This window comes from Streptomyces sp. IBSBF 3136 (assembly GCF_036815105.1).
Lineage (GTDB): Bacteria > Actinomycetota > Actinomycetes > Streptomycetales > Streptomycetaceae > Streptomyces.
Genome location: NZ_JAJSZC010000005.1, coordinates 29648 through 53653, shown reverse-complemented (window position 1 = coordinate 53653; position 24006 = coordinate 29648). Strand labels below are relative to the sequence as shown.

Genomic DNA, 24006 nt, shown 5'->3' with positions numbered 1-24006 from the left:
GCCGGATTTCGTTCCGAGTGGATCCATCACTCCGGTTCCACCCTGGTGGAAACGCCCCAAGTACATCGCGATGACGACGGTGCTCGTGATGGTCATCGGTGTCGCGGTGTACTTCGTGACGCGGTCGGACAATCTCTGCGCCACGAACACTCCGGGGCTTCACTGGGTGGGCCCGGACAGCGACCGTGAATGCGTCGGGGTCATGGAGACCGCGGCGTACCCCTTCGACGACCAACTCGACGCCAAGGGCCGGCCGGACCACCAACTGACGAGCATCGTCGCGAAGATCGCCAAGGAGAACCGACGGGTCGCCGCCCTCTGGGACGGTCCCGACCATGTGCCCTACGTGAAGGTCGCGCTCCTGACGCCGATGCAGGGAGACGACTCGACCGCCCTGCCCATCGACCAGATCAGGGCGAGCCTCGAAGGCGCCTACACGGCTCAGTGCCGCGCCAATGAGTGCCCAGGTCTTCCGAACAACCAGCGGGTCGACATCGCGGGCAGCCACCGCCCGAACTTCCAGCTCGTTCTTGCCAGTGAGGGCAGGAACGAGACCCACTGGAACAAGGTCGTCGACCAGCTCGCCGGGATGACGGGCGGGGACCATCCGCTCGTCGCCGTCACCGGACTCGGCATCAGCGTCAAGGCCACCAGGGACGCCGCACAGGCACTCTCCGACCGGCACATTCCGACCATCGGCGGAGTGATCTCCGCGACGGACATGAAGGCTGCCTCCTTCTACAAGATCTCCCCTTCCAACGAGGACTCCGCCAAGGCGCTGAAGGCGGAATTCAGCCTCCTCGCCCAAAAACGTCCCGAACTGGAGAAGGGTTACCTGGTCTTCGACAGCAAGAACGACAATTTCTCCAGGACCCTGGCCGAGGGCATGGAGTCCCAGTTCAGGAAGCAGATCGACGGGCGGCGCGTCTCGTTCATCGGCAAGACCATCGCAACAGATGACGGGACCGAGCAGGATTTCAGGGCGGCCGTCACCAACGTCTGTGGCACTCACGCCAAGTCCATCTTCTACGCCGGACGCAGCCGCGACCTGCCCGCCCTGGCAAGAGCACTCGCCGGACGCGTCTGCGCATCCGACGGCCCCATCATCGTTTTCACCTGCTCGACCGGACTCTGGGGCGCAGGCCAGGACAAAAAGTTCCCTGACTATCTCAGCGCCCACGGCATCACCATCGTGGACGCCTCCGCGACCGATTCCGCGTCCTGGATCCGGAACACCGTCGGAACACCGGCCGGATTCAAGCCCTTCCACCAGGCGTACCTGTCCCTCAAATTCGACCCGGACGAACTGGTCACCGGCTACGCGATCCTGAACCACGACGCGTTCCTCACCGCCGTCTACGCGACCAGGTTCGCCCTGGACAGCGCCCCCGGCGGATCGGCGCAGCCCAAGCCGGCCAGGCAGGGGACCCAGGCTCTGGTCCCCAGCACCGCCGATGTGGCCGCGCGCATCCCGAACCTGACCGACTTCTACGCCGTCGACGCCGCCAGCGGCCACTTCAGCTTCACCGATCCTCACATCCGCGATGGCTGCCCCATCCACAAGCCCGTCCCGATCACGGTCGTCCCCAAGGACTCCGTCCCCCACCCGACGCTTTACACGACGCGGTAAAGGACCCGGTGTCTGGCGCGCGAGTGCTCCTGACACTCTGGGGCCAAGAGCGCAGAGGAAACGGCGGCGAACGGCACAGCGCGCACCGATGACGCCGCCGTACTGGACGACCCGGTGGGGGAGTCCCTGCGTGTGCCGGCACGCGGGGCTCGCTCGTCGGCTCGGTGCGGCCACCACCTACGTGCCGGGGGTGGCGACCTTCGCCGCGGTGGCTCAGAGAAGGTTCGGGACGTGGTGACCGAACTGACCGCCGAGCGCCGCCACCGATACCGCCCCCGCCCTCCTCGACGCCGGCGACACGGCACGCGCCTTCGCCTAACTGCGCCTCGTCGAACTTGGGTCCTCGCCATGGCTGTCAGGGCATCGGCGTCCTCTGTCACCGCACTTCCTCCAAGGGTTCGCCGTGACCGGAGTCAGGACTGGTAACCGTGACCGTCGTAGAATTCGCCGCTGAAGCCCCGGATCAGACGGCCGTTGCCGAGAAGGACCAGCCGGTGCGGCTCACGACGCCGCAGCAATCGGAGAAACATCGCCTACCTCGAGATCAGGCAGGGCCGATCAACTCCAGGCTACTTCGCCCGGAATGCCCCGCAACCGGACTGCCGGCGCCGGTCGCGTCCGGCTTCCACGACCGTCCGCGATGGGAAGTCACACAGCGTCAACAAGAGTTGTGGGTAGATGAGTTGTGCGGGAAGCAGCGTCGCCCGGGTCGCGGCCGGCCGGTGCGAGGAGCACGATGGACGCAGGGGGATTCCGCCCCGCGAGCCGGCGGCCGGCCCGTGAGGCCGAGCCAAGGAGATCAGCCATGGGCCACCCCGAACCCCGGCCGGGCGGCTTCGAATCGGAGAACCATCCGTGGAAGATCCGCCTCGTCGAACATCCGAAGCGGTTTGAATCGTCACAATTCCGGGCCGCCAAGGAGACGGCCCACAAGATCCTCCACGCCGTGGAGGACACTGACCTGCCGTACGGGCCGAGGCCCGTGGACGCGCAGCAGGGGGCGAAGAACTCCGAGCGCTGGGAGATGCACCACGGCGGCAGTCTGTGGGTCAAGGGATCCCGGAGCTGGCTCATGTACCGCGCCCGGGTCGGCATCGAGTGGAGCATGCAGTTCTGCGCCGATCCCGCGAAGGTGGACCGGCTGCGGCAGGACGCCGCCGATCTGGTCGACGCCTTCCCGCTCACCCTGCCCGCGCTCGCGGACCTCGGCTACGAGCGCGCCGAGGACCTGCTGCGCACGCCGATCGAGGACGCCGACGGGGTCGAGGCGTGGACCGACTCCCTGTTCAACTCGTGCGTGCCGCTGAGCCACGGCAACCACCAGGGCATCCTGCCGAGCGTGCCCGGGGAACACCACTACCCCTGGCCGGTGAAGGGCGCCGACTTCGTCCGATACGACGACTTCCAGCTGTGGGTGACCTTGCCCGACGGCACCCACGGCGCCGTCGCGCCGGTGGATCGGCGCGGCTCCGGTGACGGGCACGTCCGGCTCACCTTCGTCCCGGAAGGCAGCGCCGCCGCCCCCACGGTAGCCGAGGCCCAGGACCGGGGCCTGATGGCCGTCCTGCCGGCGAACAGCGACGTGGCCCTGCAGGCCTTCGCCCAGCAGGTCGCCCCCGGCCGGCGCACCGCCTCCGGCCCGCTGTCGCCCCCCGCACGACGGCACGCCGGCCGAAGCTCCCCCTAGCGGGTCACCGGGTCACCGGGTCATCGGATCACCGGGGTCGGGTCACTGACGCACTGACGCACTGACGCACTGACGCACTGACGCACCGGTATCCTGCCGGCCGCTGCCGGCCGTCCCGACGGCCTTGTCCGGGGCGGGTGTTTTTCGGGGTATGTGCCGCGACAGCACGATGGGGTGCTGGCCGACGCCGTCCGGGAGGCGACCTCGGGAAGCAGCCGGATGGTGGTGCTTGTCGGTACGTCCTCCACGGCCAAGACCCGGGCGTGCTGGGAGGCCGTGCAGCCGCTGGCCGCGCGAGGGTGGCGGTTGTGGCATCCCTTCGACCCGACCCGGACGGACGCCGCGCTGGAGGAGCTGCACAGGGTCGGACCACGCACGATGGTCTGGCTGAACGAAGCCCAGCACTACCTCGGCGATCCCGCCTGTGGTGAGCGCATCGCGGCCGCCGTGCACCACCTGCTCAGCATCGAGGAGCGGGCGCCGGTCCTGGTCCTGGGGGCGTTGTGGCCGGAGTACGCCGACCGCTACACCGCCCTTCCCGAACCTGGCCGGCCCGATCCGCACAGCCGCGTCCGCGAACTGCTCAGCGGACGGCGTATTCGGGTCCCGGACACCTTCGACCAGGAGGCGCTGGCCACTGCGCAAGCCCTGGCGGAGGCGGGCGAGGCTCTGCTGGCTGATGCCCTGTCCCGAGCCGACGATCATGGCCGTGTGGCTCAGGATCTGGCCGGCGCCCCTGCTACTTCGATGGTATGAAGACGGCTCACCCGGTGCCAGAGCCATCCTGGAGGCGGCCATGGACGCCCGGCGCCTGGGAGTCGGCCTGCATCTGCCCCAGGCCTTCCTGAGCGATGCCGCGCTCGACTACCTGGCCGAGGTCGACTACCAGCAGCTCAACGAGGACTGGGCGGAGACTGCCTACGCCGAACTGGCCCGACCGGTCCATGGCAAACAAGCCCCCTCACCCGTATCCGCGATCGTCCCCAGCACCGCCCGCCCGCAACCCCGCCGCCGACCGCCGTGCCGAAGGCGACGCCGACAGGTCAGCTCTTCCGGCTCGCCGACTACCTCGAACAGCACGGCCGCACCCTCCGTAAACCCCCACTGCCCGCCCGCATCCTTCTGACACGCCGCCCACACCCACCTCACCAGTGGCGACGACCTCGGCCATCTCGCCGAAGCAGCCCACTACAAACACGGTCTCCAGTGGGAACACCATCTGGGCCTGCGAGCTGCGGACGCCGGCAACTACAACCCTTTGGTGCGGCTGGCCCAATTACGGGAGAGGGCCGGGGACCGAAAGGGCGCCGAGGCCCTGCTACGGCCCGCCGCCGACGCCGGCCACGGCCGAGCCCTGGCCCAGCTGGCCAAGTGGCAGGAGAGAGACGGGAACCGTGAAGACGCCGAGGCCCTGCTACGGCCCGCCCCAGTGTCGATGCGGGCGTGGTGCGGGCCGCGAGCAGGAGCGCGCACAGGGCGGCGGCCATTGGGCCTTGCCCGGCTCAACGCCGCCGGGAACTGGACCGCTCCACGGAAGCGAGATCAGAACGTCATGTCCATGCTGGTAGCCTCCTCGCACACGCGTGGGGGGAGCGGCCGGGGGGCCGGAGGGGATGCCAGGGCGTTGCCGTACCTCCTGCCCATGCCTCCCCTGCCCTCTGGAGGAACGGTGGCCCAACTCGGCCCACGTCAGCACAGACCCAACCTCGGCCCACGCTCGGCACGACGAACCGCGGCCGTCCTCGTGGCGGCGCTGAGCCTCGGCCTCCCGTTCGCCCAGACGCCTGCGGTGGCGGCGCCGGCTGCGCCCACGGCCTCCGCCCAGGGCGTTGTCCTGCCCGCCGCCGCGCGGGCGGTCCCCCGGTTCACCCGGATACTCAACGCCGGGACCAGCGGTTTCCTGTGGGCGCAGGAGGACGACGACCGGTTCTTGTGGACGGACTACGCCACCGGCACCACCACCGCGCTAGAACAGCGCATGCCGGTCCCGCTCCAGTACGACATCGACAACGGCTCCTACCGCGGGGATGTCTCCTTCCAACCCGGCTACTACGGAGACGGATCGGACACCGTCGCCCTCTACTCGGAGGAGAACGGCCAGGTCACGCTCAGCTGGGGCGCCGGCACCTCGGGCGGCACCGTCGTGGTACCCGTGCCCGAGTACCACGCGTACCAGGGCACCTTCGGCGACACCGTCCTCACCAGCACGAGCAACGTCACCGGCAACCCGGACGCCTATCAGCTCCGGCGGATCGAGAACGGCGAGGTCCGGGAGACGCCGGTGACGGGACTTCCCGGCGGCGCCGCCGACATCCGAGTAGAGGACGGCGACGCACGGTCCGTCATCCTGCGCTATCAGACGGACGACGGCAGTCACTGGAGCATCGTCGACCTCGCCACCGGCGCGTCGGACCCGCTGCCCGACCGTCCCAGCCCACAGGAGGGCTGGGAGGTGACCGGCTTCCGGCTGAGCCCCGGCTCGGTCTTGCGGCTGCGCCCGGGACGCGGCAAGGCGGATGTGTTCGACCGGGCCGACCTGGCTGCGGAGCCCCGCACCCTCGAGACGAGTTCGCTGTCGTACGAGGCCACCTACGGCGTCGTCGGCTCTGTACTGCTGGGCGTCGAGCCGATGGCGCCGGGCGACAACAAGTATCGCGGCCAGCCCCTGTTCGCGCTCACCTCCGACGGCTCGGACACAGCCTCGACCACGGTCATGGACCCGGCCGCCCATCAGCTCGTCCAAGCTCCGGACGGTTCCGTCCTCGTGGCGGGCGCCGCGAACCACGTCGACCAGGGCGACCTCGACTGGGGCGTGTACCGGGTCGCCCAGGGCGCCGACGGCTCGGTCACCCGCAGCCGCCTGACCGCCGTGCAGCCGATGCCCGCGCAGATCCACGGTCTCTCCCTCGGCAGCGGCATCCTCAGCACGGCCGACAACAGCACGCTCTACGAGCCGAACACCATCCTCGGCGCCTACCGCAGCACCTGGCTCACCACGAGCGGCGCCCCGAGCCCCACCCGGACCACCGTGGACGGGCTGGTCAGCGGCCGGGACGGCTTCTGCGACGAGACCACGCCCCGCTGCATCCGGATGTTCGCCGACGGCACCGGCCACCACGGCCGCCGCGACGCCACCGAGTCCGGCCTGACCATGCTCCGCACCAACGGCGTCGCCGACTGGGGTCCGACCCTCGACACCGGCGACGACTCCCCGCAGCTCGCGGACCTTTCCGGGCGGTACGCCGTCGTCGACGGCGCCTCCTCCGGCAAGCAGTACATCGGTGAGTTCGCCACCGTCGGGGCGGGCAAGGTCCTGCTCAAGCGCGACCGGGTCGCTGCGGCGGTGTGGGGGAACACCCTGTGGAGCGGCGCGGCGAGCGGCGGCAAGGTCACGGGCACCCGGCTGCCCGCGGGGACCGCCGTCGAGTCCTTCACCACTCGCAACGGCTGCACCCCGTCCGACCTCCAGGCCGTGGGCCGCTTCGTGTACTGGGTCTGCGAGGACGCCTGGGGGGATGTGCACGGCTTGGGCCTGTATGACCGCACGACCAAGCGCACCTCCACCGCCCCGGACGGCCAGGTCCTGCTCGGTGACGGATACCTGGTCGAGCGCGTTCCCGGCACCCAGTCGGACAGCGGGCTGACGCTGCTCGACCTGCACAACGGGCTGCCGGCCGACGGCAGTCACACCGACCTGCCGAGCCGCAAGCTCGCCGACTGGACCGACCTCGGCCGGGACTACACCGAGGCCGGAACCAGCTGGACCGTGGACCGATTCGGCGGCGGCGTGGCCTACGCCGACCGCGACCAGCGCGTGCACGTCGTACCGACCGGTGTTCCGGCATCCCCGCTCACGGCCGTCGACGCCACGGTCGCCTCAGGAGCCGCGCACTGGTCCGGCACCTGGTGGCTGTCCAAGCCCGCCGCCGACTGGAAGGTGACGATCCGTCAGAAGGCGTCCGGCGTCACCGTCCGCACGCTGTCCGGCGCCGCCGCCCGTGGTCTGCTGACGGCCGCCTGGGACGGCAAGGACAGCGCGGGCCGCCTCGTCACCAACGGCACCTACACCTGGACCCTCACCGCCCGGCCCGCCGACGGCCAGGGTGCCGCTCTCACCCTCTCCGGAGACGTCAAGGTGACGGCCGGAGCCGCGGCACCGCGCGACTACGCCGGTAACGACGGGGTCGGTGACGTTCTCACGCTCAGCTCCTCCGGCTCCCTGACCATCCAGCGCGGCACCGGTACGGGCACGCTGGGCGGCAAGGTCTCCGGAGCCGGCTGGCCGTCCACCGCCCAGTTCGTGCCGTTCGGCGACCTCGGCGGCGACCACTGCAACGACGTGCTGGTCCGCACCGGCGCCGCTCTGCGGGCCTACCGCCCGGCCTGCGGCAAGGCCGCGACGCCCACCACGCCGTACACCTCGCTCGGCACCTCCGGCTGGAACGCGTACGACGTCCTGACCTCCCCTGGCGACGTCAACCGCGACGGCCGTCCCGACCTGATCGGCCGCCAGTCCTCGACCGGAGACGTCTACCTCTTCAAGGGCCTGGAGAACGGGAAGCTCTCCGCCCGCACGAAGATCGCCTCCCACTGGACCGGCTACAAGAAGATCGTCGGCGTCGGGGACCTCAACGGCGACGGTCGCGGTGACCTCCTCGTCCAGGACAAGTCCGACGAGCTGTGGCGGTATGAGGCGAACACCACGAGCACGGGCGGCTTCAGAGCCCGGGTCAAGGTGTTCAGCGACTGGGGTTCCTCCTACAACGCGGTCGTCGGCGTCGGCGACTTCACCGGCGACGGTCACGCGGACCTGGTGGCCCGGGACACCTCCGGGACCGTGTGGCGCTACAACGGCAACGGCAAGGGCTCGTTCGGCAGCCGCACGAAGATCGCCACGGGCTGGAAGGGCTACAAGGCCGTCGTGTGACGACACCCGAGCCCCGCACGGTCGGCCCGGCATCATCGGGTGCCGGGCGACGCCGTGCTCGGGGCCGAGCCCGGAGCAGCCTGACATGCGAGGCGGGAAACGACCGCTCTTATCGCGGGAAATGATCTCTGACAGTCCGGTGTACCTGCTGACCAGCGCATTCCGCCGGTTGCCCAGACACCGTCCCGCGTGTCGGGTGGGACACATGCAGGCTCGATCCACGGAATGGCCGGCTGTCGGGACCCCCGCCGGGGACTCCGTCACCGGCTGCTGCTCAAGCTCCTGCGGGCCGCTCGGGCGCTATCGTCTATTCGCCGCAATGCGGGCGCGAACTGTCTGTGGTGTCGTCCCACTTGCCCTCGGCCGCACGCCGCACCTCTTCGGTGAGCTTCAGATCGTGCTTCTCGGCAAACTTGAGCGCGTGACCAGCGCATACCTGTTGCCGCCGCTCGCTGGAGCGCCCTGCGTTGCCTGAGATGTACCGGTTCCAACTGGCCATGGCTTCGTCCCCCTCGGGAGGTAATCGAGGACGTCGAGGACCTGGTAGAGGGTCAGGCCGGCATCTGGGCTTTTGGGTCGAGCCGCCGGAGGGTGAGAAATGCCTGGGCGGCGGTGACGAGGGTGACGTGGTGGTGCCAGCCGCGCCAGGTGCGGCCTTCGAAGTGGTGCAGGCCCAGGCCGCGTTTGAGTTCGCGGTAGTCGTGCTCGATCCGCCGGCGCATCTTCGTACTGCTTTTCGTCGAAGCCAGGTGGCCGTCCGCCGCGTGAGCCCTTGCGCAGGCGGGCGGCCTGGCTGTCGGTCTTCTCCGGGATCGTGTGGCGGATGCCCCGGCGCCGTAGGTACTTGCGGACGGGGCCGTTGCTGTATGCCCTGTCGGCAGTGAGGCTGTCCGGCTTCTTGCGTGGTCGTCCCAGGCCAGGTCTGGGAACACGGATTTTCTCCAGCACGGCGATGAATTGGGTGCAGTCCGCCCGCTGACCTGGCGTGACGATCAGGGAAAGGGGGCGGCAGCGTCCGTCCGCGCTCAGGTGGAGCTTGCTGGTGAACCCGCCGCGCGAGCGGCCCAGTGCCTCACCTCCAGCACCACCTCCACCAGGCGGCCCAGAAGGCTCTGCCACGCTGTATCGCCCTGGTGCTCCACCATTTCGGCCCCTTTTGATGACGGTGCCGGGGGCCGATCGGTGCGGGCGCCGGCCGCGTGTTGGTGAGCGCGGACGCTGGTGGAGTCGACCGAGATGTCCCAGTCGATCTCGCCCGCTGCATCTGCCGCAGCTTGGACCTCCTGGAGAAGGCGTTCCCAGGTGCCGTCGCCCGACCACAGGCGGTGGCGTTCGTAGACGGTTTTCCACGGGCCGAACCGTTCGGGCAGGTCACGCCACTGCACGCCAGTCCGTCCCCGCCCTGCTGCTCGCCCTCGCCGCATGCGGGAGCCAGTCGGACGCGGTGAACGCCGATCCGGCCCACCCTGCCCCGACCACCACCAGCCCGTCACTGAAAGAACAGGACCGCTCCCTGCCCTGCGGCAGCACCGTCGAACGCCCCGTCGTCGTCAGTGGCCCCGACGAGCCTCTGCAACTGAAGGTCACATCCCTGCGACGCGAGGGCTCCGAGCTGCAGACCGGCTACAGCATCACCTCGGACGACCGGAAGCAGATGCTGAGCCTGCCGATCGGTGAGGTCCCGCCCACGGCCCTCCTGCTCAAGCAAGGCGTCATCGTCGGCCGTCACAAGCCCGCAGCGGAAAAGGACCCGGACGGCAGGGGAGCCCTCGGGTATCCCGTCGGCCGACGGCCGTACACGGGGACCCTGCCGATCGACGGCCTCTGCCCCGGCACCACATGGTCCGACGTGGACAAGCACCCCGGCGACTACCAGGTGGTCGTCGTCATGTCGGTCCAGCCCCAGGGAGAACCCTCGAACAGCGAGCCGACAGACGGCGTCGACCCGCTGCCCCTCCTACCGGCCCAGCCTGTCGCACTCTCCCAAGCAATACGTCTACCCGCCGCCGACGCCCCAGAGCCGACCGCCCCTGGACGACCGTGAGACCATCTCACGCCTCGGTTGCCCGCGCCGAGGCACCCTGAGGACCTGGGCTGACCATCAGCCGGAGCCATGAGCGGGCCGCGCCCGTCCGCGGCCGCGCTTCCTGGCCGGGTGCTCACCTGATGGACGGGCGTCAGGGAGGCTGGCCCATGGACTCAGGACTGCAGGGGAGGTCTGCGGCGCAGCCCTATGGGGGCTCGGCTCCATTAAGGCTCCCCCCGGCAGTCAAGGCGCCGGGGGACCGCCCTGCGTTCGTCCGCGCCCCAGGGCCTCTTCCCCGCTCACAGACTACCGACGGGGGCACTGCCTCACGCCTGGGCGAGAGGTGTGACGGGGACGGGGGCGCCGAGCGCGGCGCTCTGCAACGCGGTGATGCGCTCGACGACGAGGCCCCAGCAGCACCGCCGCGATCATGAGCGCCTCTGCCACCACGAGGAAGGCCGTCGACCCCGGGGCCACCCGGCCCTCGGGCTGTTGTCGAAGGGCGTACCGCCGGGCTGGGGGCCTGAGAAGGTAGCCGGGCTCAGCGGCGGCTGAGCATCAGGCGCGCCGCCCCGTGCGAGCGCTTCCAGCGACCGTGCCGCCGTCTATGCGCGCCGGCCCAGTGTGTGCCCAGCAGGTGACGGCCTTGGCGACGGTATGGAGTGACACTCCGACCGGACATGGGCATACATAACGACGACACTGCTCTTGATCGGGCTGCCTATGTTGAGGGTCGACCTCGGAGTGACGGAGTGGCCGTGACAGCGCGGGCAGCACCGGCCGCCGACGATAACCGGAATCTGTACATTTACCCCTGGAGGGCCGCGACTGTCGGGCGCGCATCGGCGGCGCCCGTGCTCATGAACCTCGCAGGCGAGGCAGTATGTCCGATTTGAGTGCGCCGATCGTGGCCACGTTCCTCGTATACGTGGCCGTCATGGTCGGAACCGGTGTCTGGGCGTACCGCCGTACCCGCACGTTCGCCGACTTCGCCCTGGGGGGCCGCAGGCTCCCCGCATTCGTCGCCGCCCTGTCCGCAGGGGCCAGCGACATGTCCGGCTGGCTGTTCCTCGCCTTCCCCGGAGCCGTGTACGCAGCAGGCGTCGGCGCCAGCTGGATCGCGGTCGGACTGGTGCTCGGCACCTACTTCAACTGGCTGTTCGTCGCGCCGAGGCTGCGTACCTACACCGAGCGCGCCGGGAACGCGGTGAGCCTGTCGGCCTATCTGGAGGAGCGGTTCGAGGACCGCACACGGATGCTCCGGATGGTCTCCGCAGCGGTGACCCTGGTGTTCTTCACCGTCTACGTGGCCAGTGGGCTGGTGGCCGGCGGGCTGCTGTTCGGACACATCTTCGGTGCCGGGTTCAGGCTCGGGGTGGCCCTTACCGCCCTGGTGATCGTCGTCTACTCGTGCCTGGGCGGCTTCCTGGCCGTGAGCCTGACGCACGTCATGCAGGCCACGCTGATGTTCCTCGCCCTGTTGGTGCTCCCCGTCGTCGGTATCGCGACGTTCGGTGGCTTTGCAGCGCTTCGTGACTCCCTCAACAGCAAGACACCCGGCCTGTTGGACATGGGCGCCAAGGTCGACTTCGCGAACGGACGGTGGTCGGGAGGCGGCGGGTCGCTCGGCGCCGTCGCGATCATCTCGTTGCTCTCGTGGGGCCTCGGCTACTTCGGGCAGCCGCACATCCTTGCCCGCTTCATGGGCATCCGCAGCACCGGTGCCGTACCCGCTGCCCGTCGTATCGAGACCGGCTGGGTGGTCGTGGTGCTGGCCGGCGCCACGCTCGTCGGCCTGCTGGGCATCGCGCAGTTCGGCACGCCGCTCCATGACCCGCAGACGGTGTACATCGCTCTCAGCCGGACCCTGTTCAGCCCGTGGGGCGCCGGTGTGATGCTGATCGCGGTCCTCGCCGCCATCATCTCGACTGCGGACAGTCAGCTACTTGTGTCGTCGGTCGCCCTCACGGAGGACTTCTACCACGCGTTCCTCAAGCGGCGCGCCCCGGACGAGGCACTGATGTGGGTGGGGCGCGCCGCCGTCGTCCTCGTGACCCTGGTGGCCTCCCTGATCGCGCTGAGGGGAGGCGGGCTGCTGGGCATTGTGGGCTATGCCTGGGCGGGCTTCGGAGCCGCGTTCGGCCCGGTGGTCCTGTTGTCGCTGTACTGGCCGCGTATGACCTGGGCGGGGGCCATGGCCGGGATCGTGTCCGGCGCGGTCACGGTGCTCCTGTGGCGTGTGGTCAAGCCGCTGCACGGCCCCTTCTGGTCCGGCATCTACGAGATGATTCCGGGCGTCCTGGTCGCCACAGCCGCGGCACTGATCTTCGGCAGGTTCGTCGGCCGGCCTCCGAAACGAGCCTTCTGGCGGATGCCGGGCGGCGGGGTGAGCCAGCTGATGCTCACCCCATTCCTCAGCCACGCACCGGTCGGCATCGCCGTCCTCGACACGGATCTGCGCTACGTCTGGGTGAACGAGCCACTGGACCGCCAGATCCCGCTGAAGCGGCGGCTGGGGCGGCGGATGGCCGAGATCCTGCCACAGGCCGAGGCTGACGCCTTCGAGGAGAAGATGCGCGAAGTCTTGCAGACCGGCACGCCGGTGATGGACTACGAGTACCGCGGTGCCGGCTACACGGTGCACGACCGAAGCCGCGCGATCTCCGCCTCCTTCTTCGCGATGAAGGACCGCCACGACCGGAACGTCGGCATCTGGTACATGATCATCGACGTTACCGAGCGCTGGCGGGCGCAGGAACGCCTGGCTCTGCTCAATGACGCCGCCGCGCGCATCGGCAGCACCCTGGACGTCACGCGGACCGCTCAGGAACTGACCGACGATGCTGTGCCGGCCGTCGCCGACTTCGTCGCCGTCGACCTGCTGGACGCGGTCATCAGGGGCGAGGAGCCGACACCCGGGCCGATCGGCATGGCGCCCGTGATTCGCCGAGCGGCCCAGCAGTCGGTCCGCGAGGGCTGCCCCGAGGCGTCACTGGCGGTGGGGGAGACAGTCCGACGTGCGCCCGCGACGCCCGTGACCCGCTGTCTGCTCGAGAGCAGGACCCTGGTCGAACGGATCCTTGACCGCACCAACAGTCCGTGGGTGACCGTGGACGAGACGCTGGGCGCCTCGTTCCTGGACTACGACTTCCGCTCGGTCATGGTGGTCCCCGTGCGGGCGCGCGGCGTCACCCTGGGGGTGGCGACGTTCGCCCGGTCACGGCGGCTGGGCCCCTTCGAGGACGGTGACGTCCGCCTCGCCGAGGAACTCGTCTCGCGCGCGGCGGTGTGCATCGACAACGCACGCCGCTTCACCCGCGAGCGCACTGCCGCCCGCTCCATGCAGCGCTACCTGTTGCCGCAAGACCTGTCCGGAGGGTCCGCTCTCGCCGTGGCCTCGTGGTACCTACCGGCCGATGCCCCGAGCGGTGTGGGCGGCGACTGGTTCGACGTCATTCCGCTCTCCGGAGCACGCGTCGCCCTGGTCGTCGGGGACGTGGCGGGGCACGGAATCAACGCGGCGGCGACCATGGGACGCCTGCGCGTCGCCGTACGCACGCTCGCCAATCTCGACCTCTCCCCGGACGAACTGCTGGCACATTTGGACGACCTGGTCATCGGCCTCATGGGAGCACACGACACTGATGCCCCCATGGAGGCCGAGGGCGAGGCCACGGGCACCGCGTTCCTGGGCGCCACCTGCCTGTACGCCGTCTACGACCCGGTCAGCAGGCTGTGCACGATGGCTCGGGCCGGTCACCTTCCCCCGATGATCGTCGCTCCGGACGGCGCCGCCCGGGTCCTGGACCTGCCCGCCGGACCCCCACTCGGCCTCGGCTACCTTCCCTTCGAGGCCATCGAGACCGAGTTGGAAGAGGGCAGCCTCATCGCCCTCTACACCGACGGCCTCATCGAATCCGTCGACCGGGACATCGACGACGGACTCTCACTGCTGGGCGATGCTGTCGCGGCACCCCTGCCCACCCTGGCGGAGACCGGCCGACGAGTGATCGACAGCCTGCTGACGGGCCCGCCCGCCGACGACGCGGCCCTGCTCCTCGCCCGCACCCGCATCCTGGCCCCGGACCGCGTCGCCTCATGGGACCTTCCCACCGACCCGGCTGCCGTCGCGCACGCCCGCGACCTCGCGGCGCAGAAGCTGACCGAGTGGGGCATCCCCGATCTGAGGTTCACCACGGAACTCATCGTCAGTGAACTGGTGACCAACGCGATCCGCCACGCGGCTGGACCGGTCTGCCTGCGCTTGATCAGGGACCGCGGCCTGATCTGCGAAGTGTCCGACGCCAGCAGCACCGCTCCACGGCTGCGCCACGCGCGGACCACCGACGAGGGGGGACGGGGCCTGCTGATCGTCGCCCAGATGGCCCGCCGGTGGGGCACTCGGTACACGAAAACCGGGAAGATCATTTGGACGGAACAGATCATTACGGCTGGACCGCCGAGCTAGCCCGGCGGACGAATCGGCCTTCGCCGCTCAACGCGGATCTGATGGCCCCGGCAGGCGGGGCAGCGAGGCGACTGCCTCCCGTCAAGGTGGTAGACGGGGGCGATCCTGCCATGCTCGTCCACGATCACGTCGATGTCGTACGTACCGTCCCAGCTGCGTCTGCAGTCGAGGCAGAGAAACGAGCAAGGGATGCATCGGGCGTGCTCCGCGTTCATGGCTGACCTTCTGAACATGGCACTCTGCTCAGACGCAGTGATGTAGGAACGGCGTCTCCCCGCCGCCTCCGGCGGGGACCGTCCGCACTCGTTCAAGGGTGCCGCAAGCGGGACCGGGCTGTCGCTGGGGTCCAGCCAGGGCAATGCATCCAGCCTCGACCGCAGGTGTCCGTTCTGTCCACCGTCGCGGGTCTCATACGCAGGTGCCCACTCAGACCCGGCCATGCGGTACTTCTGCGCGGCCAACTCGTCGAGCCCCGCCGCTCTGGCAGCATGACCGGCTTCAGCCAAGCACCCAGAGAGGCATCTGCCATGGAGAGGTGGCCGCGGCCAGGGACCGGGCTGAGGAACTGCTGAACGGTTCTGACTGACCGCTGACTCACCCTGCGCATGGTCCCGTTCGCCGTGGCGAACGCCCGGGCCACCCCCTATGGAGTTCAAGCCTGGTCGGCGATGAGCGGCGTCTCGCCGTGCTCGGCCTGAGTCGGGACGGCCTCCGTGGGGGCCGCCGTCTGCATACGGCCGCGGGGGAGGATCACGGCCACGACGAGCGAACCGGCCGCGGCCACGCACGCACCGGCGATCATCGGTGGCGTCACGTCCTTCAGGGCCCCCGTCGACGTCGTGCTCGCCGCGGCGCCCATGATGGCGATGCCCAGGGCCCCGCCGAGGTTCATCGCTACGTCGGCGACCGCCGAGCCCGCGCCCGACTGCTCCGGCGGAGCGGCACCGACGACCGAGTCGACCGAAGTCGGGGCGCCTAAGCCGATGCCGAAGCCGACAAGTCCGAGCGAGATGATGATCCGCAGGCTGGACGGTTCGCCTCCGAACGCCAGGACCGCCATGGAGACGGCGACCAGCAAGGGGCCGAACGCGGACACCGGTCCCAGTCCGAACCGCTGCACCAGCTTCGGCGCCATCGGCGCGATGAACATGACCGTGCACATCCCGAGCATGTGCAGGCCCGCCGTCAGCGGACGGTAGTCCAGGGTGAACTGCAGGTACTGCGTGACGACGAAGAGGCTGCCGAAGACCCCGAAGAAGACGGTCGAGATCGTCACGAGTGGTCCGCCGAACCGGCGGTCCCGGAAGACGGCATGGCTGAGCATCGGGCTGCTGGTGCGCCGCTCCCACCAGATGAAGGCACCCAGGACCGCCACGCCGCCGATGAGGAGCGTCAGTGTGCGCGGCGAGGCCCAGCCGTGGGAAGGGGCCTCGATGATGGAGTCGATGAGCGCGAGCGAGCCGACGGCCGTGAGTACGAGGCCGAGCAGGTCGAGGCCGGTGTGGCGTTCGTTGCGGGATTCGGGGATGAGCATCAGGCATCCGGCGACCGCGACGGCGATCATCGGGATGTTGATCAGGAACACCGAGCCCCACCAGAAGTTCTCCAGGAGGAGGCCACCGACGATCGGGCCGAGCGGAATGCCCAGCGAGGCGACGCCGACCCAGATCCCCATCGCCTTGGCCCGCTCATGGGGCGGGAAGACCTGGCCCAGGATCGCGAGCGTGCAGGGCATGATCATTGCCGCGCCCAGGCCCATGCCCGCACGGGCCGCGATGAGTGTTTCCGCGGAACCGGCGAATGCGGCCGCCGCGGAGGCGGCGAGGAACACCAGCAGCCCGGTGAGCAGGCCGCGCCGGCGGCCGTACCGGTCCGCGAGCGCACCGGCGAAAAGGATCGGGGCGGCGAAGGCCAGCGAGTAGGCGTCCACCGTCCACTGCAACTGCCCTGGCGTCGCGCCGAGTTCAGTTCTGATCGACGGGATTGCCATCGTGATGATCAGCATGTCCAGAGACGCGATCACCAGCGCTAAGCACATGATGCCGAGGATGACCCACCGACGGGGGTGACCCTGAGGGGTGTTCATAGAAAGCCCTTCCTGCAGTGGTCGAGGCCGGGAGCGCCACTGTAGGACCGTTAAGTTGACAGCGTCAACCTGGGTAAAGTTCGCCGCGTGGGAACAATCAGTCGAGGCGGCACGGGTGGTGCCCGATCCGCGCTGGTCGAGGCGGCGAGCGCGCTGCTGACGCGCGGGGGCCCGGAGTATGTGACCCTGCGTGCGGTGGGCGCGGCGGCGGGCGTGTCACGGACCGCGCCGTACCGTCACTTCTCCGACAAGGACGATCTGCTGAGCGCGGTGGCCGCGCGGAGCATGGACCGTCTCACCCAGGCGATGCGGCACGGGGCGGACGACGAGGCCGCAGGGGGGACGCGGCTGTACCGGGCGTGCATCGCCTACGTGCGGGCCGCGAGGGAGATGCCGGCCCACTATCGCCTCATGTTCGGCGACATCGCGATCGACACTCCGAGCGAGGAGCTCGAGCGCGCCACCGACGCGTGCGCGAAGGTTCTCTGCACCCTCGTCATCGAGGCGAAGGGTGACGGCGTACTCGCCGCCGGTGGCGTACGGGAGGCCGGCACCTTGCTGTGGGCGGCGTTGCACGGCCTGGTGGACCTCACGCTCTCGCGCCGCCTCCGTGAGCCGCGCACGGTCGACGGCGTCGAAGGCATGCCCGACCTGGTCGCGCTGGCCCTGCGGAACTGGGTCGCCGTGAAGGGCTGAGGGCTCCCTTTCGCCACCGAGTGAGTGACGAGCGTCACAGTGCATCTGGTTGACGATGTCAACCCCGAGCGTCACAGTGGATGTTGGTTGACGTTGTCAACCTCAGTCGCCGACGGCACCTCAGCTGCCGGGCGGCACCTCATTCGCGGATCAGGGCTCCAGTAAGAGCGCGCCGCAGAGCGCGCTCCGAGCACACGGTGAATTACGGGGAGAGTACTGTGCCGACCGATTCCCACACGCACGACCGCAAGCGCATCCAAGAGTTCGTGATCAACCAGATCGAATCCATCGGCGTCGAAAAGGACTACGTGTCCCTCGACGACACCCTGGACACCCTCGGCCTCGACTCGCTCGACGTCGTGGAACTCAGCCAGACCGTGAAGAAGAAGCTCGGTATACCCGTCAAGCCCGGTGATTTCGTCGACACGGTGACGATCTCGGACGTGCTGTCCGTGATTTGTGAGCGCGCGGAAACAGTGTGAGGCGGCGCGTCGTAGTCACCGGAATCGGAGCGGTCACCCCTCTCGGAGCCGGGGCCGAAGCACTCCACCACGGTGCCGTACGCGGGGACAGCGGTATCGCCGACGGACTCGGCCGATGCGCCGACTTCGACCCCATGAAGGTGCTGAGCAGGCGCGAGGCGTTACGCATGGACCGGTTCTGCCAGCTCGCGGTCGCGGCCGCGGACGAGGCCGTCCGGCAGGCAGGCTGGGGCGAGGCTCCGCCCGCCCCCGCCGAGCGGGTGCACTGTGTCGTCGGCACCGCGATCGGCGGGCTCCACACGCTGGAGGCCCAGCTGAATGTCCTACGGACAGAAGGCCCGGAGTACGTCTCGCCGTTGACGGTCCCGCTGCTGATGGCCAATGCCGCACCGGCTCACCTGTCGATGCGCTTCGGTCTCGCCGGCGAGACTTCCGCCCTGGCCACCGCCTGTTCCAGCGGAGCACAGGCGATCGTCGCCGGCGCCCGGGTCATCCGCTCAGGAGAGGCCGACGCCGCCATCGTCGGTGGTGCCGAGGCAGCGACGAGCGACTTCACCCAGGCGATGTTCACCTCCAGCGGAGCACTGTCGCCGACCGGGACGTCGGTGCCCTTCGACCGCACACGGGACGGGTTCATTCTCGGCGAAGGCGCGGGCGCCCTCGTCCTCGAAGAGGCGGAGACCGCCCGGGCCCGCGGCGCCCCGGTGCTCGGGGAGATCCTCGGCTACGGCGTGACCAGTGATCACCACCACGTCACGGCCCCGGAACCGTCGGGCGCCTTCGCCGCGGCCGCTGTCCGCGCGGCGCTCGCGGACAGCGGGATCGACGCGCGGGACGTGGCGTACATCAACGCGCACGGCACCGGCACCCGGCTGAACGACGCCGCGGAGTCGACCGCGCTGCACCGCGCACTGGGGGACGCTCTGGCGGGTATCCCGATCTCCTCCACCAAGTCCTACGTCGGGCATCTGCTCGGTGCCGCGGGCGCGGTCGAGGCCATCGCGACCCTTCAGGCGCTCCGGTACCGGACCGCACCGCCGACCCACGGACTCACCGAGCCGGACGAGGAGCTCGGCCCGCTCACGCACGTGCGGGCCGCGCTCGCGCTGAAACCGTCCGACAAGGGGTGCATCGGGCTCACTAACTCGATGGGCTTCGGCGGCCACAACGTCACCATCGTGATCGGGGCCTGAACGTGCAGACCACTCGACAGATCACTCGCCCCGCCCACCGGGTGCCCGGCCGCGCAGCGACCGCCGCACCCCCGTGGCCGGCGTACACACCCGACAAGCTCGGCCTGAACACCACCACGACCGTCCACCGGAGGTACGCGCACAAGGAGTCCGGCGAAGACGTCTTCATCAACGACGTCGCTCGCCACCAGGGCACCGGCATGCTCACCGCGGTCGGCACCCTGCCGAGGGCGCACCCCTATTTCAGTGACTCGGTGATCGACCGGTACGACGCGCTGCACCTCGCCGAGTTCATGCGGCAAGGCGTCGAAGTCATCGCGCACACCCTGCTCGGCGTTCCGCTGACCCACCAGTTCGTGCTGCGCACCGTGCACCTCCGGATCAGCGAACCGGCTGCGGCCGTCAGTGCCGAGCATGCGGTCATCGTCTTCTCCGAGGAACTGGTTCGTCGTAACGTATCCGGTGTTCCCTATGCCGCAGCGGGGCCGGTCCACTGCGTCGTGGACGGCCGGCCCCTCGCCCGGTGCGACGGCTTGGTCGGATTCCTGGCGCCGGAGACGTACAGCGCGATGAGGGGCGAGGACGGGCGGAGACGACCTGACGCGCCCGTGGGCCGCGTCATTCCTGAGCGGCCGCAGAGGGTCGGCAGGCGATGCCCGGAGAACGTCTTCATCGGTCAGGTCACCGGGCCTGCGCGTGAAGCGAGTTGCTTGCTCGTACCGCGGACGCCCCCCACCTTCTTCGACCGCCCGCTCGACCACTATCCGGGCATGATGATCGCGGAGGGCGCCCGGCAGTTGGCCGTGCTCTCCTTCGCCGAAGTCTCCGGTACTCCCGTCGACCGCGTCCACACGCATGACGCCGCACTGGACTTCACCAGCTTCGCGGAGCTGGACACGCCGCCCGCCCTGCGGATCGTGTCGTGGGCCGCGGCCGAGACCGCGGGCGCCGGCGACGCGGGCGCCGAGATCACCGTCGTAGCACGTCAGGGCGCGCGGATCACATCGACATGCACGTTCCGGGTGTCCATCGGGACCGAGAACTCACCGGAAGGGAGGCTGCCATGAGCGTCGTCGTCTCCGGAGTGGGTGCGGCCCTGCCTGCCACGGCGGTCGGGAATGCTGCCTTTGCGGACCTGGGGGTCTCGGACGAGTGGATCCTCGACCGGACCGGCGTGCGCCGCCGGTACCACCTCCAGCCGGGTGAACGGCTCGCCGAAGTCGCCGCCGCCGCGGCCACGCAAGCGCTCGACGACGCCGGCATCGGCGCTTCGGACGTGGACTTCGTCGTCGCGGCGACCAGCACGCCCGACCGGCTGTCGCCCGGCCTCGCACCGGTCGTCGGCCACTTGATCGGCGCCGGGTCGCCCGGCGCCGTCGATGTCAACGGCGCCTGCACCGGGTTCCTCTACGCACTGGACTACGCGATCTCGCGGGTCAGCCACGGTTCGGCGGACCGCATCCTGGTCGTCGGCGCGGACGCCATGTCCCGCCTGACCGACCCGGCCGACCGCAACACCGCCGTACTGTTCGGCGACGGCGCCGGAGCCGTCCTGGTCGAGGCGCAGCGCGGTGCCGTGTGCGACGTCTGCCTCCCGTTCCTGTCGTTCGGGTCCGCGGCCGAGTACGCCGACGCCCTGTACGTCGACCATGAGGACAGAGCCGTCCGCATGGACGGCGCCCAGGTCTACGCCTCCGCGGTCGAGGCCATGACCGACGAGGTCGAATCGGCCCTGGCCGCGCACGACATCACCCAGGACGACGTCGACCTGCTCGTCTGCCACCAGGCGAACAGCAGAATCCTCCAGGCGGTCGTCCGGCAGCTGGGCTTCAGCCCCGAGCGCGCCGCCTCCTACGTCGATCAATTCGGCAACACATCAGCGGCCTCGATTCCGCTCGCCCTTCGCCGAGCGCAGGACGACGGCAGGCTCAAGCCGGGACACACCGTCGTGCTCGGCGCTTTCGGTGCCGGATTCACCTGGGGCGCCGGTGTGATCGGGTGGAAGGCGTGCAGGCACGTGTGACCTGCACGGCCCCTGTCCGGCACCGGTTCTGCGGAACCGGCTCCTCACCCCCTGCACGCCCCTGGCCCCGAGGCCCATCGATTTCCGTACAGACACGGGGGATCCGTGTTGCGTCCAACCTCATCGAGGAGTGGAGTGCAATGACCAGCTCGAACGCGGCCACCACCATGGTGTCGCCGCCGGCAAGTGAAGAAGACGCCGTGCTGCTGCGCGGCTACCGGAAAATGGTCATCGGCCGCCGATTCGATCAGCAGGCGACGAACCTGGCGAAGCAGGGCAGTCTCGCCGTCTACCCGTCGTCGCTGGGTCAAGAAGCCTGCCAGGTCGGCGCCGTGACGGCGTTACGGAACACCGACTGGCTGTTTCCCACCTACCGTGACTCGATGGCCGTCGTCAGCCGCGGTGTCGGACCCGGAGAGGCGCTGACGCTGCTGCGCGGCGACTGGCACTGCGGCTACGACCCCAAGGTCACCCGCACCGCACCGCACTGCACGCCACTGGCGACACAGGCCGCCCACGCGGTCGGACTGACGATGGCCGCGCGGCTGAGCGGGGACGACGTGGTCGCGATGGTGCTGTGCGGCGACGGGGCCACCAGCGAGGGCGACTTCCACGAGGCCGTGAACCTGGCGGCGGTGTACGACACGCCGGTGGTCTTCCTCGTGCAGAACAACCGCTACGCGATCTCCGTGCCCCTTGCCAAGCAGACCCGAGCCGAAGCGCTGGCTGCGAAGGCCGCGGGCTACGGGATCACCGGCTTGCAGATCGACGGCAACGACTTCGGCGCGGTCCACCGGGCCGTGGCGAACGCCGTCGACGCGGCCCGGGCGGGACGTGGACCGACCCTGATCGAAGCGCTCACCTACCGCATGGCACCGCACACCAACGCCGACGACCCCTCCCGCTACCGCGACCCCGCCGAGCCCCTGGCCTGGCGGGACAAGGATCCCGTCGCCCGCCTCGCCTCGACGCTGCGCGCCCACGACCTCCTCGACGACGCCGCGCAGCGCGCGATCGACGAGGAAGCCGCCGAGTTCGCCGCACGGACCCGGCAGGAGGTCACCCGCTACGAGAGGCCTGCGCCCGCCGAGATGTTCGAGCACGTCTACGCCCGGCCCACGCCTCAACTGCTGGAGCAGGCACGGGAACTCGCCGAGAGGGGGATCGCATGACGACCGAGACGACAGCCCAGATCGCCACGGCGCCGGCGACGGCACCAGCCGTCTCGATGGTCACCGCCATCAACTCCGCGCTGAGCGACGCGATGCGGGACGACGAGCGCGTGGTCGTCTTCGGCGAGGACGTCGGGCACCTGGGCGGTGTGTTCCGCGCGACCGACGGTCTACTGGCCGAGTTCGGCGAGCACCGCTGCTTCGACACCCCGATCTGCGAAGCGGGCATCCTCGGCGCGGCGATCGGGATGTCGTTCTACGGCGCCCGGCCTGTCGTGGAGATGCAGTTCGACGCGTTCGCGTACCCGGCCTTCGAGCAGATGGTCAGCCATCTGGCGAAGATGCGGAACCGGACCCGGGGCACCCTGCCGGCCCCGGTCGTCGTTCGCATCCCCTACGGCGGCGGCATCGGCGCCGTGGAACACCACAGCGACTCGTCCGAGGCGTACGCGGCGCACACGCCGGGCCTGCATGTGCTCACACCCGCCACCGTCGCCGACGCCTACGGCATGCTGCGGCAGGCGATCGACGGCGCCGACCCCGTGCTGTTCTTCGAACCCAAGCGGCTGTACTGGGAGACCGCCCACGTCGACCTCACCGCCGAGGTCGAGCCCATCGGCCGGGCGGTCGTACGCCGTACCGGAACCGACGCCACGTTGATCGCCTACGGGCCCGCGCTGCCGATCGCACTCGCGGCAGCCGATGCCGCGGCGGCCGACGGCTACGACCTCTCCGTCGTGGACCTGCGCTCACTCGTGCCGTTCGACGAAGACACCGTGTGCGAGGCGGTGATGCGTACCGGCCGCGCGGTGATGGTGCACGAAGCGTCCGGCTTCGGCGGCTTCGGCGCCGAGGTGGCCGCCCGCGTGACCGAACGCTGCTTCGCTTACCTGGAGGCGCCGGTGCGGCGCGTCACCGGCCTGGACATCCCCTACCCGCCTCCCCAACTGGAGCGGTTCCACCTGCCGACCGTCGCCAGGGTCCTGGACGCGGTCGCGGCCACATTCAAGGATGCGTGAGCGCCCCGATGACGACACGTGACACGGCCGGGACGGCGAGCGAGGCCACGACCGAGTGTGTGTTCCTCCTGCCCGACCTCGGCGAAGGCCTGGTCTCAGCGGAGATCGTGGAGTGGCTGGTCGCGGTCGGTGACATGGTCGAGATCGACCAGCCGGTGGTGGTGGTCGAGACGGTCAAATCGACCGTGGAACTGCCCTCGCCGTACCGGGGACGCATCACCGTGCTGCATGCCGACGTCACCGGGATGGTCCCGGTGGGCGCACCGCTGGTGTCCGTGATCGGGCCACGGGGCCAGCAGCCGCCCGCGGGCGGCACCACCCACCTCGTCGGTCAGATCCCGGCACCGGCCACCGGGGAGGCCGACCCCCCGGCCCGCCGGCTGCCCGCGAAGGGGCAGCAGCGTGGGCGCGTCACAGCGGCTCCCGTCGTACGGCGGCTCGCCCGTGAGCTGGGTGTGGAGCTCAGGGACGTCACGGGCACCGGCGACGGCGGTGTGATCACGAAGGACGACGTCCGTGCCGCCGCGGCCACCGCAGGTCAGGAGAAAACGAGTTGCGCACGAACCAGGCCTTCACCGCGCACCAGGTCGTGGTGAG

General features: G+C 69.8%; 17 protein-coding genes and 2 pseudogenes. 15 read left to right on the top strand and 4 right to left on the bottom strand.

The window, feature by feature from the left end; all coding sequences use genetic code 11:
- Positions 1–70: 70 nt before the first annotated feature.
- The 5 genes from V7E45_RS02010 (at position 71) to V7E45_RS01990 (ending at position 8244) form a co-directional block, all read left to right on the top strand.
- Positions 71–1630, top strand: a complete 1560-nt coding sequence (locus V7E45_RS02010; protein WP_333772294.1) for a hypothetical protein — start codon at positions 71–73, stop codon at positions 1628–1630.
- A gap of 685 nt (positions 1631–2315) precedes the next feature.
- Positions 2316–3317, top strand: a complete 1002-nt coding sequence (locus V7E45_RS02005; protein WP_443055903.1) for a DUF6424 family protein — start codon at positions 2316–2318, stop codon at positions 3315–3317.
- Between the two features lie 219 nt (positions 3318–3536).
- Positions 3537–4073: a hypothetical protein gene (locus V7E45_RS02000; protein ID WP_333772292.1), complete on the top strand. Its 537-nt coding sequence runs from the start codon at positions 3537–3539 to the stop codon at positions 4071–4073.
- A gap of 40 nt (positions 4074–4113) precedes the next feature.
- Positions 4114–4443, top strand: coding sequence for a hypothetical protein (locus tag V7E45_RS01995; protein ID WP_333772291.1), 330 nt, complete (start codon positions 4114–4116; stop codon positions 4441–4443).
- A gap of 663 nt (positions 4444–5106) precedes the next feature.
- Positions 5107–8244 carry an FG-GAP-like repeat-containing protein gene (locus V7E45_RS01990; protein WP_333772290.1) on the top strand — a complete coding sequence of 1046 codons (3138 nt, stop codon included), beginning with the start codon at positions 5107–5109 and terminating at the stop codon, positions 8242–8244.
- 307 nt (positions 8245–8551) lie between these two features.
- Here V7E45_RS01990 and V7E45_RS01985 read toward each other — a convergent pair whose 3' ends face one another.
- The 3 genes and pseudogenes from V7E45_RS01985 to V7E45_RS01975 all read right to left on the bottom strand — a co-directional run.
- Positions 8552–8743 (bottom strand): hypothetical protein, encoded by a 192-nt coding sequence (locus V7E45_RS01985; RefSeq protein ID WP_333772289.1) that lies wholly within the window; start codon positions 8741–8743, stop codon positions 8552–8554.
- A gap of 52 nt (positions 8744–8795) precedes the next feature.
- Positions 8796–8969 (bottom strand): annotated as a pseudogene (locus V7E45_RS01980) (IS701 family transposase); the annotation flags it as partial.
- 1 nt (position 8970) lies between these two features.
- A pseudogene (locus tag V7E45_RS01975) lies at positions 8971–9644 on the bottom strand (IS5 family transposase); the annotation flags it as partial.
- 44 nt (positions 9645–9688) lie between these two features.
- On the opposite strand from V7E45_RS01975, the gene V7E45_RS01970 reads away from it, so the two are divergent.
- Complete coding sequence (locus V7E45_RS01970) at positions 9689–10288, top strand: hypothetical protein (protein ID WP_333772288.1); 600 nt, start codon at positions 9689–9691, stop codon at positions 10286–10288.
- An 865-nt stretch (positions 10289–11153) separates the two neighbouring features.
- Positions 11154–14738 (top strand): sodium/proline symporter PutP, encoded by a 3585-nt coding sequence (gene putP / locus V7E45_RS01965; RefSeq protein WP_333772287.1) that lies wholly within the window; start codon positions 11154–11156, stop codon positions 14736–14738.
- A gap of 652 nt (positions 14739–15390) precedes the next feature.
- Here putP and V7E45_RS01960 read toward each other — a convergent pair.
- The gene (locus V7E45_RS01960) at positions 15391–16824 is read right to left on the bottom strand and encodes an MFS transporter (RefSeq protein WP_333772286.1); all 1434 of its coding nucleotides are present in this window, start codon (positions 16822–16824) and stop codon (positions 15391–15393) included.
- A gap of 87 nt (positions 16825–16911) precedes the next feature.
- Here V7E45_RS01960 and V7E45_RS01955 point away from each other — a divergent pair, with 87 nt between their 5' ends.
- The 8 genes from V7E45_RS01955 to V7E45_RS01920 all read left to right on the top strand — a co-directional run bounded on the left by V7E45_RS01955 (position 16912) and on the right by V7E45_RS01920 (position 24005).
- A complete protein-coding gene (locus V7E45_RS01955) occupies positions 16912–17520 on the top strand; it encodes a TetR/AcrR family transcriptional regulator (RefSeq protein WP_333772285.1) in 609 nt (202 codons plus the stop codon).
- A gap of 218 nt (positions 17521–17738) precedes the next feature.
- Positions 17739–18002: an acyl carrier protein gene (locus tag V7E45_RS01950; RefSeq protein WP_333772284.1), complete on the top strand. Its 264-nt coding sequence runs from the start codon at positions 17739–17741 to the stop codon at positions 18000–18002.
- On the top strand, positions 17999–19195 hold the full coding sequence (locus V7E45_RS01945) for a beta-ketoacyl-[acyl-carrier-protein] synthase family protein (RefSeq protein ID WP_333772283.1): 1197 nt from the start codon (positions 17999–18001) through the stop codon (positions 19193–19195). Before V7E45_RS01950 ends, V7E45_RS01945 begins: the two co-directional genes overlap by 4 nt.
- A gap of 2 nt (positions 19196–19197) precedes the next feature.
- Positions 19198–20262: an AfsA-related hotdog domain-containing protein gene (locus V7E45_RS01940; protein WP_333772282.1), complete on the top strand. Its 1065-nt coding sequence runs from the start codon at positions 19198–19200 to the stop codon at positions 20260–20262.
- Entirely contained in the window at positions 20259–21218 is a 960-nt protein-coding gene (locus V7E45_RS01935; RefSeq protein WP_333772281.1) for a beta-ketoacyl-ACP synthase 3, read from the top strand. The genes V7E45_RS01940 and V7E45_RS01935 overlap by 4 nt, the downstream gene beginning before the upstream one ends.
- Positions 21219–21358: 140 nt before the next feature.
- On the top strand, positions 21359–22390 hold the full coding sequence (gene pdhA, locus V7E45_RS01930) for a pyruvate dehydrogenase (acetyl-transferring) E1 component subunit alpha (protein ID WP_333772280.1): 1032 nt from the start codon (positions 21359–21361) through the stop codon (positions 22388–22390).
- On the top strand, positions 22387–23409 hold the full coding sequence (locus V7E45_RS01925; protein ID WP_333772279.1) for an alpha-ketoacid dehydrogenase subunit beta: 1023 nt from the start codon (positions 22387–22389) through the stop codon (positions 23407–23409). Before pdhA ends, V7E45_RS01925 begins: the two co-directional genes overlap by 4 nt.
- 8 nt (positions 23410–23417) lie before the next feature.
- A complete protein-coding gene (locus V7E45_RS01920) occupies positions 23418–24005 on the top strand; it encodes a biotin/lipoyl-containing protein (RefSeq protein WP_333772278.1) in 588 nt (195 codons plus the stop codon).
- Position 24006: the final 1 nt, after the last annotated feature.

Bases quoted from the DNA above. Each gene is read 5' to 3' on its own strand.
- V7E45_RS01985 (WP_333772289.1), bottom strand. From the start codon at position 8,743: ATGGCCAGTTGGAACCGGTACATCTCAGGCAACGCAGGGCGCTCCAGC.
- V7E45_RS01920 (WP_333772278.1), top strand. From the start codon at position 23,418: ATGACGACACGTGACACGGCCGGGACGGCGAGCGAGGCCACGACCGAG.
- putP (WP_333772287.1), top strand. From the start codon at position 11,154: ATGTCCGATTTGAGTGCGCCGATCGTGGCCACGTTCCTCGTATACGTG.
- V7E45_RS01935 (WP_333772281.1), top strand. From the start codon at position 20,259: ATGAGCGTCGTCGTCTCCGGAGTGGGTGCGGCCCTGCCTGCCACGGCG.
- V7E45_RS01960 (WP_333772286.1), bottom strand. From the start codon at position 16,824: ATGAACACCCCTCAGGGTCACCCCCGTCGGTGGGTCATCCTCGGCATC.
- V7E45_RS01995 (WP_333772291.1), top strand. From the start codon at position 4,114: ATGGACGCCCGGCGCCTGGGAGTCGGCCTGCATCTGCCCCAGGCCTTC.
- pdhA (WP_333772280.1), top strand. From the start codon at position 21,359: ATGACCAGCTCGAACGCGGCCACCACCATGGTGTCGCCGCCGGCAAGT.
- V7E45_RS02010 (WP_333772294.1), top strand. From the start codon at position 71: ATGACGACGGTGCTCGTGATGGTCATCGGTGTCGCGGTGTACTTCGTG.
- V7E45_RS02000 (WP_333772292.1), top strand. From the start codon at position 3,537: ATGGTGGTGCTTGTCGGTACGTCCTCCACGGCCAAGACCCGGGCGTGC.
- V7E45_RS01925 (WP_333772279.1), top strand. From the start codon at position 22,387: ATGACGACCGAGACGACAGCCCAGATCGCCACGGCGCCGGCGACGGCA.